Source organism: Pseudoalteromonas qingdaonensis, assembly GCF_038739665.1.
In the GTDB taxonomy this organism is placed as follows: domain Bacteria; phylum Pseudomonadota; class Gammaproteobacteria; order Enterobacterales; family Alteromonadaceae; genus Pseudoalteromonas; species Pseudoalteromonas qingdaonensis.
This window is the reverse complement of record NZ_JBCGCU010000001.1, coordinates 215,010-229,034: the sequence shown is the minus strand read 5'-3', so window position 1 is coordinate 229,034 and position 14,025 is coordinate 215,010. Positions and strand designations below refer to the sequence as shown.

16 protein-coding genes are annotated in these 14,025 nt (G+C 49.3%); 10 read left to right on the top strand and 6 right to left on the bottom strand.

Annotated elements, in window-relative coordinates; all coding sequences use genetic code 11:
* Nucleotides 1-11 precede the first annotated feature (11 nt).
* Nucleotides 12-1,097: a glycosyltransferase family 9 protein gene (locus WCN91_RS01060; protein ID WP_342675579.1), complete on the bottom strand. Its 1,086-nt coding sequence runs from the start codon at nt 1,095-1,097 to the stop codon at nt 12-14.
* Nucleotides 1,098-1,333: 236 nt separating this feature from the next.
* Between WCN91_RS01060 and WCN91_RS01055 the strand changes: the two genes are divergently transcribed.
* The gene (locus tag WCN91_RS01055) at nt 1,334-1,918 is read left to right on the top strand and encodes a D-sedoheptulose-7-phosphate isomerase (RefSeq protein ID WP_342675578.1); all 585 of its coding nucleotides are present in this window, start codon (nt 1,334-1,336) and stop codon (nt 1,916-1,918) included.
* A gap of 2 nt (nt 1,919-1,920) precedes the next feature.
* The gene (hldE, locus tag WCN91_RS01050) at nt 1,921-3,360 is read left to right on the top strand and encodes a bifunctional D-glycero-beta-D-manno-heptose-7-phosphate kinase/D-glycero-beta-D-manno-heptose 1-phosphate adenylyltransferase HldE (protein ID WP_342675577.1); all 1,440 of its coding nucleotides are present in this window, start codon (nt 1,921-1,923) and stop codon (nt 3,358-3,360) included.
* A gap of 16 nt (nt 3,361-3,376) precedes the next feature.
* Here hldE and WCN91_RS01045 read toward each other — a convergent pair whose 3' ends face one another.
* Nucleotides 3,377-4,099 (bottom strand): 3-deoxy-D-manno-octulosonic acid kinase, encoded by a 723-nt coding sequence (locus WCN91_RS01045; protein WP_342675842.1) that lies wholly within the window; start codon nt 4,097-4,099, stop codon nt 3,377-3,379.
* A gap of 90 nt (nt 4,100-4,189) precedes the next feature.
* On the opposite strand from WCN91_RS01045, the gene WCN91_RS01040 reads away from it, so the two are divergent.
* From WCN91_RS01040 to glpG, 6 genes are all read left to right on the top strand, one after another.
* A complete protein-coding gene (locus WCN91_RS01040; protein WP_342675576.1) occupies nt 4,190-5,290 on the top strand; it encodes a glycosyltransferase family 9 protein in 1,101 nt (366 codons plus the stop codon).
* Nucleotides 5,287-5,838 carry a D-glycero-beta-D-manno-heptose 1,7-bisphosphate 7-phosphatase gene (gene gmhB / locus WCN91_RS01035; RefSeq protein ID WP_342675575.1) on the top strand — a complete coding sequence of 184 codons (552 nt, stop codon included), beginning with the start codon at nt 5,287-5,289 and terminating at the stop codon, nt 5,836-5,838. The genes WCN91_RS01040 and gmhB overlap by 4 nt, the downstream gene beginning before the upstream one ends.
* Nucleotides 5,839-6,000: 162 nt before the next feature.
* Complete coding sequence (locus WCN91_RS01030) at nt 6,001-7,197, top strand: glycine C-acetyltransferase (RefSeq protein ID WP_342675574.1); 1,197 nt, start codon at nt 6,001-6,003, stop codon at nt 7,195-7,197.
* A gap of 11 nt (nt 7,198-7,208) precedes the next feature.
* The gene (gene tdh, locus WCN91_RS01025; protein ID WP_342675573.1) at nt 7,209-8,234 is read left to right on the top strand and encodes an L-threonine 3-dehydrogenase; all 1,026 of its coding nucleotides are present in this window, start codon (nt 7,209-7,211) and stop codon (nt 8,232-8,234) included.
* A 61-nt stretch (nt 8,235-8,295) separates the two neighbouring features.
* Complete coding sequence (gene glpE, locus WCN91_RS01020) at nt 8,296-8,613, top strand: thiosulfate sulfurtransferase GlpE (protein ID WP_105188307.1); 318 nt, start codon at nt 8,296-8,298, stop codon at nt 8,611-8,613.
* The gene (gene glpG / locus WCN91_RS01015; protein ID WP_342675572.1) at nt 8,610-9,434 is read left to right on the top strand and encodes a rhomboid family intramembrane serine protease GlpG; all 825 of its coding nucleotides are present in this window, start codon (nt 8,610-8,612) and stop codon (nt 9,432-9,434) included. Before glpE ends, glpG begins: the two co-directional genes overlap by 4 nt.
* 9 nt (nt 9,435-9,443) lie before the next feature.
* On the opposite strand, the gene WCN91_RS01010 is transcribed toward glpG, so the two are convergent.
* Nucleotides 9,444-9,842 (bottom strand): flagellar basal body-associated protein FliL, encoded by a 399-nt coding sequence (locus WCN91_RS01010; protein WP_342675571.1) that lies wholly within the window; start codon nt 9,840-9,842, stop codon nt 9,444-9,446.
* Between the two features lie 133 nt (nt 9,843-9,975).
* Between WCN91_RS01010 and WCN91_RS01005 the strand changes: the two genes are divergently transcribed.
* A complete protein-coding gene (locus tag WCN91_RS01005) occupies nt 9,976-10,542 on the top strand; it encodes a chorismate--pyruvate lyase family protein (RefSeq protein ID WP_342675570.1) in 567 nt (188 codons plus the stop codon).
* Nucleotides 10,539-11,408, top strand: a complete 870-nt coding sequence (gene ubiA, locus WCN91_RS01000; RefSeq protein WP_342675569.1) for a 4-hydroxybenzoate octaprenyltransferase — start codon at nt 10,539-10,541, stop codon at nt 11,406-11,408. Before WCN91_RS01005 ends, ubiA begins: the two co-directional genes overlap by 4 nt.
* Before the next feature lie 203 nt (nt 11,409-11,611).
* Here the strand turns inward: ubiA and WCN91_RS00995 are convergent, their stop codons facing one another.
* The 3 genes from WCN91_RS00995 to WCN91_RS00985 all read right to left on the bottom strand — a co-directional run bounded on the left by WCN91_RS00995 (nt 11,612) and on the right by WCN91_RS00985 (nt 13,827).
* Nucleotides 11,612-12,232, bottom strand: coding sequence for a 2OG-Fe(II) oxygenase (locus WCN91_RS00995; protein WP_342675568.1), 621 nt, complete (start codon nt 12,230-12,232; stop codon nt 11,612-11,614).
* Nucleotides 12,233-12,313: 81 nt separating this feature from the next.
* Nucleotides 12,314-13,201: a LysR family transcriptional regulator gene (locus WCN91_RS00990; protein WP_342675567.1), complete on the bottom strand. Its 888-nt coding sequence runs from the start codon at nt 13,199-13,201 to the stop codon at nt 12,314-12,316.
* Between the two features lie 236 nt (nt 13,202-13,437).
* Entirely contained in the window at nt 13,438-13,827 is a 390-nt protein-coding gene (locus WCN91_RS00985; RefSeq protein WP_342675566.1) for a DUF2721 domain-containing protein, read from the bottom strand.
* Nucleotides 13,828-14,025: the final 198 nt, after the last annotated feature.

Here is a 14,025-nt window from a genome sequence, read left to right as displayed (position 1 = left end):
GTAAGCAGACCTTAGGCCTTGGCGAGTAGCGCCAGGGCCTTATCGGTTACGGTTTGCGCGCTGATGCTGTCGACGCGCTTACCGCCCACCAAGATTTCTCCCGGCCCTAAGGGGCGCCATTGATGTGCTTTGGCACGGATCAGCGCCAGCGCCGGTACGTTTAAACTGGCGGCCAGGTGCATGATCGCCGTTTCCACACTGATCACTAGACGAGCTCGGCTGATCATCGCCGGCAATTCATAAAAATGCTGTTTAGCACTAAAGGTACTTATATCGATGCCTTTAAGCTGTTCGTTTTTCTCTACTTCTTGCTGTAATTGCGCCAATTGCTCATTGGGAGCATTGATCACAAAGCGCAGGGTCGGTTGCTTTTGATGCAAGCGGGTGATGCATTCAAATACTTGAGCTAATTGCCAATCGCGCTTTTCAGTAGTCGACAGATGATTGATAAACACGAAATTATTTAGCTTATCGCTATTTTCTAGCGCATCCAGATAAGGCTTGGGCACCTGCAGGTGTTGAAATGCCTGTGCGGGAGAGTCCATGGCAACCAGGGTGTGAAAGTGATGGCGGTAAAAATCGCTAATATGATCGAAACAGGCACTTTTTCTAACCTTGATACCAGCGTCAAGAGCCTTAATGGCCTCTTTATGTTGCCAGCATTGCAGGGTGTTCAAGGCATAGGCGCCAACGGCACTGCGCTCACCGGCAATAAGGCGGGCATAATGACAGAAACGTTCGCTGCGTGTGGTGGCGATAAAAAATACCAGATCATAATTGCGCTGCTGTGCATCTTGTATTTGCTGTTGGCGCTGCTGCTCTGAGTCTGGGTTGGGGTAGATATGACCTATATAGGGCTCGCTCTCTAACCATTGGCCGAGAATTTGATTGCGCCCGCTATGCCAGCTTTTACGTTGCTCGCGGCAGTCATCAAACCAAATATCAATTTCTAAATGCGGATAGGTGGCGGCCAGCTGTTGTAAAAACACACCTTGATAGACGTAATCACCCAGCGCCAAATGGCTCATATAGAGTATGCGCTTGGCATTTTTTAATTGAGATGCGCTGATTAAGGGATTACTTCCGTGCTGAGTCACCTAATATTGCCTGATTTAGTTGAATACCGGCCAATAATAACAAAGCCAAGGTGGCAATGGCAGTGCCCAATTGTGGCATTTAAGTTATCAGTTAAACTTTATTAACTCATTTTGCCTGTTGGCTCTGCCGGATAGGTATGGCCAACACGGGCTGCAGCCGCCAATCTCAGACAAAAACGTGCAATTCTAAATACTCTTTGGAATAATGCGTTAAAACTCGTGAATGAGGATCGAAAATGGTCAATACCAACAACCTTGCGGCTACCTACCTGGATAGCCTTGCCCGCCATCGCGCACTTTTTGATGTTATGGATACCTATCAACAGCAAGCAACCGAATTACTGGCTGCCTGTCATCAGGCATTGCAAGCCGGTGGTAAGGTGGTTTGGTTTGGTAATGGTGGCAGCGCCGCCGATGCCCAGCATCTGGCCGCGGAATTTGTGGTGCGCTATAAAAAAGAGCGCGGCCCCTTGGCGTCGATAGCCCTGACCACGGATACTTCGATCCTTACCGCTCACTCTAACGACTATCATTTCGATACCGTGTTTGAACGCCAGGTGCAGGCTTTATGTAAGCCAGAAGATTTGGTGATCGGCCTGACGACTTCGGGCACCAGTGCCAATATCAATCTGGCACTCAAAGCCGCCAATGAAATAGGTGCTTATACCGTGGCTTTAACCGGTCGTGACGGTGGTGAGGTAAAAAACATCGCCAAGCTGCCGATCATCATAGCCAATGATGAAACCGCCCGCATTCAAGAGGCGCATATGTTTATCGGCCACTGGCTGTGTGAAGCGCTTGATTTGCTGGTAGCGGAGTAAGCATGGATCTGGGATTACTTAAAAATCTAAATAAAGCCAAGGTGCTGGTGGTTGGCGATGTAATGCTTGACCGCTACTGGCATGGCGACTCCGGACGTATCTCACCTGAGGCACCGGTTCCTGTGGTTAAAGTTAACCGCCTTGAAGATAAAGCCGGTGGTGCTGCCAACGTCGCCAAAAACATTGCCCGACTCGATGGCCAGGTGGCCTTGCTGGGTTTGATCGGTGATGACGAAAGCGGGCAAATCCTGCAGCGCATTTTGGCCGAGGAGCACATCGACTCGCAGCTGGTGCAGGTAGTGGAGCTGCCGACCATAGCGAAAATGCGGGTGATCAGCCGTCATCAGCAGGTGGTGCGTCTGGATCAGGAAGAGCAGTTCAATAAAGAGCATTCTCAATTGTTACTGCAGCGCCTTGAGCGTGTGGTGGATGACTATGACTTTGTGCTTTTCTCCGACTATAACAAGGGTTCATTGACCTTGATTGAGGCCATGATCCGCGTTGCCAAGGATGCAGGTAAAACCGTGTTGGTTGACCCTAAGTCGCCGCAGCTAAGCCTGTATCGTGGTGCCGATTATATCACCCCAAACCTCAATGAATTTAAACTTGCCGGTGGTGACAGCAGTGACGAGCAGGCGTTGACCGCCAGTGCCCGTGCGCTTATTCGTGAGGCCGGTATTGGCGCCATGTTGTTGACTCGCTCCGAGCAGGGTATGTCGCTGATCAGCGCCACCGAAAAACACGACTTTGCCGCTCAGGTACGTGAGGTCAGTGATGTTACCGGTGCCGGTGACACTGTGATAGCCACTTTAACCGTGATGCTAGGTGCCGGTATGACCCCGGCGGATGCGGTGGAGCTGGCCAACATTGCCGCCGGTATTGCGGTGAGCAAGCTCGGCGCGGCTACCGTTTCGCCGGAAGAGCTCAGCCGCAAGCTGGGGCAGTACCTGCGCAAAAATGGCGAGCATTATCAGGCGCCCTTTGAGTCTGTGTTGCAGCATATTGAATTTGCCAAGCAAAATGGCGAGAAAATCGTTTTCACTAACGGCTGTTTCGATATTCTTCATGCTGGGCATGTGCGCTATCTGGCCCAAGCCAAGGCCATGGGCGACCGCCTGGTGGTTGGCTTAAATACCGATGATTCCATTGCCCGCTTAAAAGGCCCGGAGCGTCCTATCAATCCCCTTGAAGAGCGTGCCATGGTACTGAGTGCTTTAGCCTCTGTAGACTGGGTGATCCCCTTTGGTAAGGTGGAAGAAAACGACACCCCGGCCAAGCTTATCGAGCAGGTGAGCCCGGATATTCTCGTTAAAGGCGGGGATTACAAGGTGGAAGAGATAGCTGGTGCTGAGCATGTACTGCGTCACGGCGGTCAGGTTGAGGTGCTGGAGTTTTTAAACGGCTGCTCAACGTCCAATGTGATCAGTAAAATCCGCTCTTAGCACCTCTTTAGCCCTATCAGCAAGAAAGTGCTTGCTGATAGGCACTCATTAACCCCTGCCAGTCTTTTTCCTGCCAATGAAAGCTGCTTTGACGACCGGCTTCCTTGGCAAAGCTGCGCGCTAATCTGGCCATATTCTGCTGCTGCCATTGTGGTTCTGGCTGGCGTATCTCACCCCTGTCAAAATCAATGACATACACATTATCTTCGCCATCAAAGAGAATATTATTGATATTCAAATCGGCGTGATAGACCCCGGCGTTATGGAAGCGGGCCAAGGTTTGGCCTATTCGCTCCAAGGTGTGCTCGTTTAAAGGGCCTGCTTGCAGGCGCTCACACAGGCTTTGAGCCCCTTCTAAGGCGCGGGTAATGATATCGCCGCGATAAATCAGACCGGAGCGTTTCACCAGGGCGGCAATGGGCTCAACCACGGGCAGGCCTTGCTGATAAAGCTCACACATCAATGCAAATTCGCGGTACACCCGGGTGTTCTTTATGCCGGTATAAAGATACTGATCCTGCAAAACCTTGCCCACCAGACCACCGCGCCAATAATGGCGGAGTACGGCGCGTAAATCGCCCTCGGCAAAAAAGTAGGCGGTGGCACGTCCGGTTTTCTGTGCGTACACCTTATCCTGGGTCAGCCAGTGCTCGGGAGAAAACCATAGTTCGGTGATCTCGCCAACATCAGTATTTGCGCTAAACAGGGTAAGCTTCGGGGATAGGGGAGTCAGTTGCATAATAAACAGACCCAAATAAACAGATTGGCTGCAGGTGCTTGCCAGTGTAGCTTTTTTTGCCGCCACGATAAACTCACTATTGAACTTGCAATGCGCTGGCGTTGCTTTAACATTTGCTCAGACTTTTGCTTTAGGACGCCCGTTTTGCAACTCAATTCCGTGCAATCTATCTGTATTCTTCGTTTATCCGCCATCGGTGATGTTTGTCACGCAGTGGCCGCCGTACAAGCCATTCAACGGGTGAACCCCGAAGCCAAAATCACCTGGGTGATAGGTAAGGTCGAGGCCATGTTGCTCGAGGGCTTACCCGGCGTTGAGTTTGTGGTGTTTGATAAAAAACAGGGGCGCCAAGCCTTTAAAACATTACGCGAGCAGCTAAGTGGGCGAGAATTCGATGTGCTTTTGAATATGCAGGTGGCCTTTCGCGCCGGATTGGCGAGCCGCTGTATTCGTGCCAAGGTCAAAATCGGCTTTGATAAGGCGCGCTCAAAAGAATTGCATAGCTGGTTTATTAACCGCCGTATTACCGCCAAAGAGCAGCCTCATGTGTTAGAAGGCTTTATGCAGTTTGCCGAGCAACTGGGTGTGACTGACTTTACCCCTCATTGGCAAATGCCTCTTAGCGACACCGACAAGCAAAACGCCATGAAGCTGGTGGGCGACGATGGTGAGCCCCTGCTGATCATCAGCCCAGCGGCGAGCAAGGCTGAGCGCAACTGGTTACCGGAGCGTTATGCCGCGGTGGCCGAGCATGCCATGGCGCAGGGTTTCCGTGTTGCCATTAGTGGCGGGCCAACGGCCATGGAGCAACAGCTTGCCGAGCAGATCGTCAATCATTGCCAGCAGCCGGTGATTAATCTGGTGGGTAAAACCAGCCTAAAAGAATTAACCTGTGTGTTGGGTCTGGCTACTCTAGTATTGGCGCCGGATACCGGCCCGGCACATATGGCCGTGACTCAGGGCACGCCGGTGATAGGTCTGTATGCCCATTCCAACCCCAAACGCACCGGGCCCTATTTGTATCAGGATTATGTGGTTGAGGTGTACAACCAGGCGGTGCAAGAGCAATACGGCAAACCGGCCAGCGAGCTGCCCTGGGGCGTGCGCGCCAAGGGTGAGCTGATGGACCGCATTGCTGTGGATGATGTGATTGCCATGTTCGATAAGCTAGTACGAGAGCACCGACTATGAGTAATAAAGCGGTATTTTTAGATAGAGATGGGGTGATCAACGTCGATCATGCCTATGTCCACAAGGCCGAAGACTTTGAATTTATCGATGGCGTGTTTGACGCCTGTCTTGCATTTCAGAATATGGGTTATCGTTTAATCGTGGTCACTAATCAGTCGGGCATTGGCCGGGGTTATTACAGCGAGGCACAATTTGCCGAGTTGAGCGAGTGGATGAAGGCGCAATTCGCCGCGCACGGTGTACAGCTGGATGCCATTTATTATTGCCCCCATCACCCAACCAAGGGTCAAGGCGACTACGGCGTTGACTGCGACTGTCGTAAACCTGAGCCTGGTATGTTGCAACAGGGCATAGAGGTCTTTGATTTAGATCCAAGCCAATGCATCATGGTTGGCGACAAACATGGCGATATGCTGGCGGCCAAAAGCTGCGGCATAGGCACTAAAGTATTGGTGCGCAGCGGCCAGGAGTTTGCCGAGCAGGCGTTGGCAGATGCCGATCTGGTCTGTGATTCCCTTGCCGAAGTACCTGCCCTGATAAAAGCTTAGATACAGCCTGGGTATTTATTCTCGTTCCATGCATGATTATAGGTGCCGTGATGAACGACAAACGATGCAATTGTGCCGCAAACCTTTTACAATACCCGCAAATATTTATTAACCGCTGAGCCGACCTAGCCAAGGGAGTCGGTTCAAGTATTGGAGAAATTTATGAGAGCTTCTGCGTTTTATAGCCAGCTGCAAGCACAAATTGAGCAAGTGAAAGCCGATGGTCTGTACAAAAGTGAGCGTATTATCACCTCACAACAGCAAGCCGAGATTCAAGTTGCCAGTGGCGACAAGGTTATTAACTTCTGTGCTAACAACTACTTAGGCCTAGCTAACCACCCAGAACTAATTAAGGCAGCGCAGCAAGGTTTAAGCGATCACGGTTTTGGTGTGGCTTCTGTGCGCTTTATCTGTGGTACGCAGGACATTCATAAAACTCTTGAAGCGAAAATCAGCGAGTTTTTACAGACCGAAGACACGATTTTGTACTCTTCGTGTTTTGACGCCAACGCCGGCCTATTCGAAACCATTCTTGGTGCCGACGACGCGATTATCTCGGATTCATTAAACCACGCATCTATCATCGACGGTGTGCGTCTGTGTAAAGCCAAGCGTTTCCGTTATGCCAACAATGATATGGCGGACCTTGAGCAGCAATTGATCGCTGCCGACGAAGCGGGTGCTAAAACCAAGCTGATTGCCACCGATGGCGTGTTCTCAATGGACGGCGTGATCTGTAATCTTAAAGCCGTTTGTGATCTGGCCGACAAATACGATGCCCTGGTGATGGTGGATGACTCACACGCAGTTGGTTTCGTAGGTGAAAATGGTCGTGGTACGCCGGAATACTGTGGCGTAATGGACCGTGTTGATATTATCACGGGTACCTTAGGTAAGGCTTTGGGCGGCGCTTCGGGCGGCTATACTTCGGGTAAGAAAGAAATTGTTGAGTGGTTGCGTCAGCGTTCGCGTCCATACTTGTTCTCTAACTCTTTGGCACCGTCAATCGTGACCGCGTCAATCAAGGTATTAGACATGCTGGCCGATGGCAAAGAGCTGCGCGACACCCTGTGGTCAAACGCCGCTTACTTCCGCGAGCAAATGGAAGCCGCCGGCTTTACTTGTGCCGGTAAAGACCACGCTATTATTCCTGTGATGCTGGGCGACGCCAAGCTAGCCGGTGCCATGGCGGATAAACTATTGGCCGAAGGCATTTATGTTACTGGCTTCTCTTTCCCTGTGGTACCTAAGGGTCAGGCGCGTATTCGTACGCAAATCTCCGCTGCCCACAGCAAAGAGCAGCTTGATAAAGCGATTGCAGCCTTTACCCGTATCGGTAAAGAGTTGGGCGTTATTTAAGGAGCGCATTGATGAAAGCATTATCAAAACTTAAGGCCGAAAAAGGCATCTGGATGACGGATGCCCCTAAGCCGGAAGTAGGTCATAACGATCTACTGATCAAAATTCGCAAAACCGCCATTTGTGGTACCGATGTGCATATCTACAACTGGGATGAGTGGGCGCAAAATACCATTCCTGTGCCCATGGTTGTGGGTCATGAATATGTGGGCGAAGTGGTGGATATGGGCCAGGAAGTACGCGGCTTCAATATTGGCGACCGTGTTTCTGGTGAAGGCCATATTACCTGTGGTCACTGCCGTAACTGTCGCGCCGGTCGTGTACACCTGTGCCGTAACACTATTGGTGTGGGCGTAAACCGTGAAGGCAGCTTCGCGGAATACCTGGTTATTCCGGCATTCAATGCGTTTAAAATTCCAGACAATATCTCAGATGAGCTAGCGTCTATCTTCGACCCGTTCGGTAATGCGGTGCATACGGCGCTATCATTCGACCTGGTGGGTGAAGATGTGCTGATCACAGGTGCCGGCCCTATCGGTATTATGGCCGCTGCGGTTGCTAAGCACGTGGGTGCCCGCAATGTAGTTATTACCGATATCAATGAATATCGTCTTGATCTGGCTAAAAAAATGGGTGCTACCCGCGCCGTTAACGTAAGCCAGGAAAAGCTTGAAGATGTGATGAAAGACCTGGGCATGACCGAAGGCTTCGATGTGGGCCTGGAAATGTCGGGTGTGCCTGTGGCATTCAACTCCATGCTTAATAACATGAACCATGGTGGTAAAATTGCCATGCTGGGTATTCCACCTTCGGATATGGCCGTTGATTGGAACCAGGTTATTTTCAAGGGCTTGATCATCAAGGGTATTTACGGTCGAGAAATGTTCGAAACCTGGTACAAAATGGCCAGCTTGATCCAATCTGGCCTGGATATCTCACCCATTATCACCCATGAGTTTAGTATCGATGACTTCCAGGAAGGCTTTGATACCATGCTTAGCGGCCAGTCTGGTAAAGTTATCCTAGACTGGGCATAATGCACAGAAATCAGGCGGCTTAGGCCGCCTTTTGTCATTTTAGAAGAGTAGTTATAGTACTATGGCATATAAACATATTTCAGTGGCGCAGACCCAAGCCCTGTTAAATGATGAAAATGTGGTGATTGCGGATATTCGTGATCCTAACTCGTTCGCGGCCGGACATATTCCTAAGGCAGAACACCTAAGCAACAGTAATATTGGTGAGTTTATGCTCCACAAAGAGTATGATCAGCCCATTATTGTTGTTTGTTATCATGGTATTAGCTCACAAGGCGCGGCGGGCTATCTGGCCGAGCAGGGCTTTGATGATGTTTATACTATGGACGGCGGTTTTTCGGCCTGGGCCACCCAATTTCCGGAACTGGTTGAAAAATGATTGAACTAGGCAGCACCAATAATGTGCGCGCGGCACAAGGCTTTGTCGATTATATCGGCACTAAGGGCTTTGTTGGCGCGCTACGACAAGGCGAGCAGGGCCATGTGATCATTGGCGTTGCCCCTGAGCATTTCCATCAGGTTCAGCCCTTATGGCAAGAATTTCAGGCGCAGCCAGATCATCCCCGTTATGCGGATGCGGCCTGGCAAAATGGCCGTACCGACTCGGGCCTGGTTTACAGCGGCACTAAACTAAACCTGCTACAGCGTTTTAACCAGTTAAGCCTGTTGGTTAAGGGCGTGAGTATTCTTAGCATACTCATCTATGCCTTATTTTTGTTGGGTCAGTTTACCGAGATTTTCCCGCTGCTGCAGTTTAACCCGGCGCAGCCCTTGTCCTGGTTGACGCCCTCTATCGTCCACTTTTCCGCGCTTCACATTATTTTCAACGTGCTGTGGTGGCTGACTTTAGGGCCCGCTATTGAGCGACAAACCTCCAAACTGACGCTGTTAAGTGTGTTTATTCTTGGCTCTTTGGTGAGCAGCTGGGCGCAGTATTTGATGGTGGGGCCGAATTTTGGCGGTCTTTCCGGCGTGGTGTATGCCCAGGTTGGCTTTTGCTGGATTTATCCCTTGTTGGCGAAGACCAAGCCCATGATGACCAAGGGCATGATAGGCTTTTTATTGTTGTGGCTGGCCTTTGGTTTTACCGATACCTTCTTTATGCCCATGGCCAATTGGGCGCACTTGGGAGGCCTGCTAAGCGGCATCTTGATAGCTGTGTTTATGGCACTCAGTGGTAATAGTAAAAAAGCGACCTAGGTCGCTTTTTTAATGGTAGAGATACTTGGTAAAGAGTAGATCACGCACTATGTCTTTGCCGGTTTCCTGTCGCAGCAGGGTTTTAACGCGCTCTAAGCATTTTTGTCGGATCTCTTCGCGCCCGGTGAGGCTTTTGATTTTCTCTTCTGGCTCTTGGGAGAGAATTTCAACAACGGCATCGCGCAGCAGCGGCATATGATGTTCCACCGCAGCCAGGTTATTGATGTCTTCGAGCATCAAATCGACGGCAACCCGCACATAGCCGAGTTTACGCCCCGATACGCTGATATAGTTGGCGACTATTTCTGGCTCAAAACCATAATAACCAACGTCAGCCACTGCTTTTTTTGGGGCCGTTAATGTGAATAATAAAGTTAGTACGAACAGCAGGTTAGTTGCAAAGCGCATAATGTGTGATCGTTAAAAAAATTTCGTAGCACTACTTTACGTGCTTGTGGTTTTTGCGTCTAGGCTAAATGTAACAGGCAAACACATCTCTTTAGCCCTTGCCTCAGCGGTGGTATGATCCTGCGGTGTTTTTTTGATTTATTCGAGTGGTCCTTTGCCTACTTATCCCCTTTCGCTGCAGGCGCAATGGCAAGATGTTGAGCGCGTCTTCTTATCCGCGCAATTGCTTGACTGGTTGGTCGAGCCAAATTCGCTTACCCGGCGGTTGAAATCTTTTTCCCAGCAGTTTGCCGTTGAAGTGCTGAGCGAGCGTCTTGTGGATGCCGCAGCTTACCAAGGCGATATATTTACCTGTGACACCCAACAGGTGCGTGTGCGTGAAGTTATCCTGTTTTGTGATAATCACCCCATGGTGTATGCCCAAAGCTGGATACCTTGCTATGAGCGCGCCGAGCAGGGCGTGGATCTGACTCATCTGGGCGCCAGGCCCTTGGGTGAGGTGATTTTTCAGGACCCTCAATTGTCCCGCCAGCAACTACAGGTCGCCGACTTTAGCGCCAATGCCGACCTTCAAGCCTTGACCCAGTCCTTTAATTTGCCAAACCAGCCGTTATGGGGGCGTCGCAGTCGCTTTAACCTAACCGGGCAGCAGATTATGGTGTGTGAGGTGTTTTTACCTGGAGCTTATGCCTACCTATGAAGTTAGCAGCATTGCAGTGGGCGCACTGGCCCTACTATAAACAGCTTATGCGCACCGACAAACCCATAGGCACCTTGTTGTTGCTATGGCCAACGCTCTGGGCTCTGTGGCTGGCGGCTGAAGGATGGCCGACTCTTGAGTTGATAGTGATCTTTTCCGCCGGAGTGTTTGTGATGCGCAGCGCCGGCTGTGTGATTAATGACTTTGCTGATCGCAAGGTGGACGGTGCCGTGGCTCGCACTCAGGCTCGGCCCTTGGCGGCGGGTAAGGTCAGTGCCGGTGAGGCGCTAAGTCTCTTTGCCTTACTGGTGGTAATCGCTTTTTTCTTGGTTTTATTGCTCAATTGGCAAACCCTGGTTCTGTCTTTTGCAGCCTTGGCTCTGGCGGCCTGTTATCCCTTTATGAAGCGCTATACTCATTTGCCTCAGGTGGTGTTGGGCGCAGCCTTTAGCTGGGCGATTCCTATGGCTTATATGGCAAGGTTGGAAACCGTGCCTATGCAGGCCTGGCTGTTGTTTATTGCCAATCTAGTATGGACGGTTGCCTACGATACCCTGTACGCCATGGTGGATAGAGACGATGATGTAAAAATCGGCATTAAATCGACGGCAGTTCTTTTTGGTCGTTTTGACTTAGCCATGGTGGCGCTTCTTAATACCCTGTTTTTGGCCATACTTGTGTATATAGGGTACTCGGCCAAGCTAAGCTGGCCTTATTGGCTTGGGCTTTTGGTAGCGGCGCTACTGTTAATACGTCAGCTGTATTTAAGTCGCCACCGCGACCGTGATGCCTGCTTTGCAGCGTTTTTAAATAATCATTATGTGGGCATGGCCATTTTTATCGGCCTGGCCATTAGTCTGTTTTGATAAAGCGCCCTGACTGGGCGCATCAAGTGCTGTTTATACCAATTCTGTTAAGTATGTGATCAGAGATAGCGCTGGATAAATGATGTGATAACAAGGCGGAATTTTTCTTATGTAGTTATTCTACATATAAAAATTTCAACACAGTTAGCGCGATATTTAGCCCGCTAGAATGATTAGCTATTTAAGTGAATTGGTATTATTGCTTAGCGCGGCGGGTCTATCACCCCGGCAATGGAGTTGTTTTTCCTAAACCAGCCAGCGATGGAAAAACGCGGCTGTTGCGCTGGCAGAACCTCATGCATAAAGCGTTCGCTTTCAAATACTACCAAGGTGCCTGCCTTAGGCGCCACTCGCTCTGCCACTTCCTTGGAGCGGGGCTTATAAATCACCAACTCGCCGCCTTGGGTGGGGGTATTCAGATAGAAAACCGTGGTTAACACCCGGTTTGAACGTCCCTTAAAAGCATCATAGTGTTTTTTATAGAAATCCCCAGCCTGGTAATAGGCAAAGTGACATTCATAGTCGAATAAACCTAAATAGAAGTGTCTGTTTACGGTTAAACGCAACGCCTCCATGACAGCCAAATAATCGCGCTCTGCAGCGCAGCTGCCGCTAAACCATAAGGTCTTGTCCTTTCTCACCTCAGAATTTAGTTGCTGCTCGTCCTGACGACCTATGGCAGCTGGAGAAAATGCTGACAGCTGGGCTTGTGCGGTGGCGTAAAGTTGTGCGGTGAGATCTGGGCACAGGGCTTGCTCAATAATGGCGTAGCCTTGCTGATGGACATCATCAAGGACACGATCAAACAACAATTCTGTATTCACATGCGGGACAGGGTAATTAATGGTGGCTAAGTATACCGCTGAAAAAGAAAAGCAGTGAGAACTTTATCAACGATATTACTTTTAAGCCTCTAACCCCAGTGCATTAGCCGTTTGTGTAATGACTGTCAGCAGCTCATCAAGGTGACTATGGGGCTGCGAGGCCTGCTGGGTTTTGACCACAAAGCGAGCCTGGCTGGCATTGCTGTTGGAGCGAATTTGTACCAATTCAGGACGGGCGCTTAGAATCTTGGCATGCTCAATGGCGGCAATAGCGATACAACGGTTATTGTTTACGCAGTTAATAATCTCGCTCAGGCTACCCAAGCGAATATCATCGCCCTTGTTTAGCATTTGCGCCGCCTCGGTTATCATGCTTTGCACATGCAGGCTCTGTGAAAAACAACCGAACAATGGGTAAGGAGCCAGATCGTCCAAAGTAATGCATTCCTGGTTGGCCAGAGGGTGATCTTGACGGGCAAAGAGCAGCAGTTGATCGGGCAGGTGGAGATCTATGGTGTTGTCTTGACCTTCTTCGCTGACATAAATATCAATTTCGCCGCGCTTGAGCATAGAGGAAAGCGCATCGCTTTCTTGCAGCTGCATCTCAATTTTGATTTCTGGATGCCTGGCCATAAATTGGCCGCAGGAAACAGGCACTATGGTGCTGGCGGAGTTGGTGTAACCTACCACTAAGAGATTGTCGCGCTTGCCTTGGCTATGATCTAGGCGTTGAATTACCTGATTGTATTCGTCCAAAGTGCGTCTGCAAAAATGCAGGAACATTTCCCCTTGCTCGGTCAATATTACCGAGCGGGTAGAGCGTTTAACCAGTTGGTGACCCACTTCTTGTTCTAATGTTTGAATACTACGGGTTAACGCTGAAGTACTGATATTGGTTTGTTCTGCGGCCTGACGAAAATGGCGCAACGAGCCGAGTGCTAAAAACTGCTTTAATTGTTCAAATCTCACTTTTAAATCCCTTAAAGTAAGTATATTAGGTCTTTGCTTTGTAGCCGAGACCAATATTAGTACATTGTACCCGAAATAAATAGAGGAACAGCTAAAAAGACATTTTCCAGCTTGTATTAGAATGCTGAATAAGCGTCCCTGAAAAGAGAGTTTTATACTCCATTTTTGCCTGTATTTACTGAACCTTGTGTCTTTTGTCGTATGATGAAGTATTAAATGATGTCAACACTAAAGTTCTACTTCTTTTGTCCTATGGATTCTAGCTCAATGGCAATGGCATCACAGGAAATATGTATTTCATACAAGGAAGTTAGCAGGGAAATGATCAGGGCTACTAAACTGATACCAAAAAAAATGGTGCCGACTAAATTAACCTGTATAAATAGCGCAAACATTGCCAAAGTACATAATAAAAAAGAAACAACACCCCACACTTGCATGGTACGTATAAGACGAATTCGCTTCTTTAAATTATCGATTTGCTGAACCACAAAAGGGCGGATATGTTCACCTTCGCGGGCATTAAGTTGACGGATCAATTGAGCTAGCACTAAAAAGCGGTTTGTGTAAGCCAAAAGTAGTAGGGATATTGCAGGGAAAAGTAGTGCTGGCGTGGTTAATGTCATCTTTTATCCATTATTGGAGTTTATAATAGTGGAATGTTAACTATAGGCTAGACTTTTTTACAAATAACGGGCTTAATTATTAACAATTTTGATGTCGGTCTTAGAAGCTAAGGCATTAGACAAGTTTAATCAAGCATATATGCGAATAGATGTTCGGTTTAAATGATAAAAACAACACCTACATCTAGTTAAGGGGGA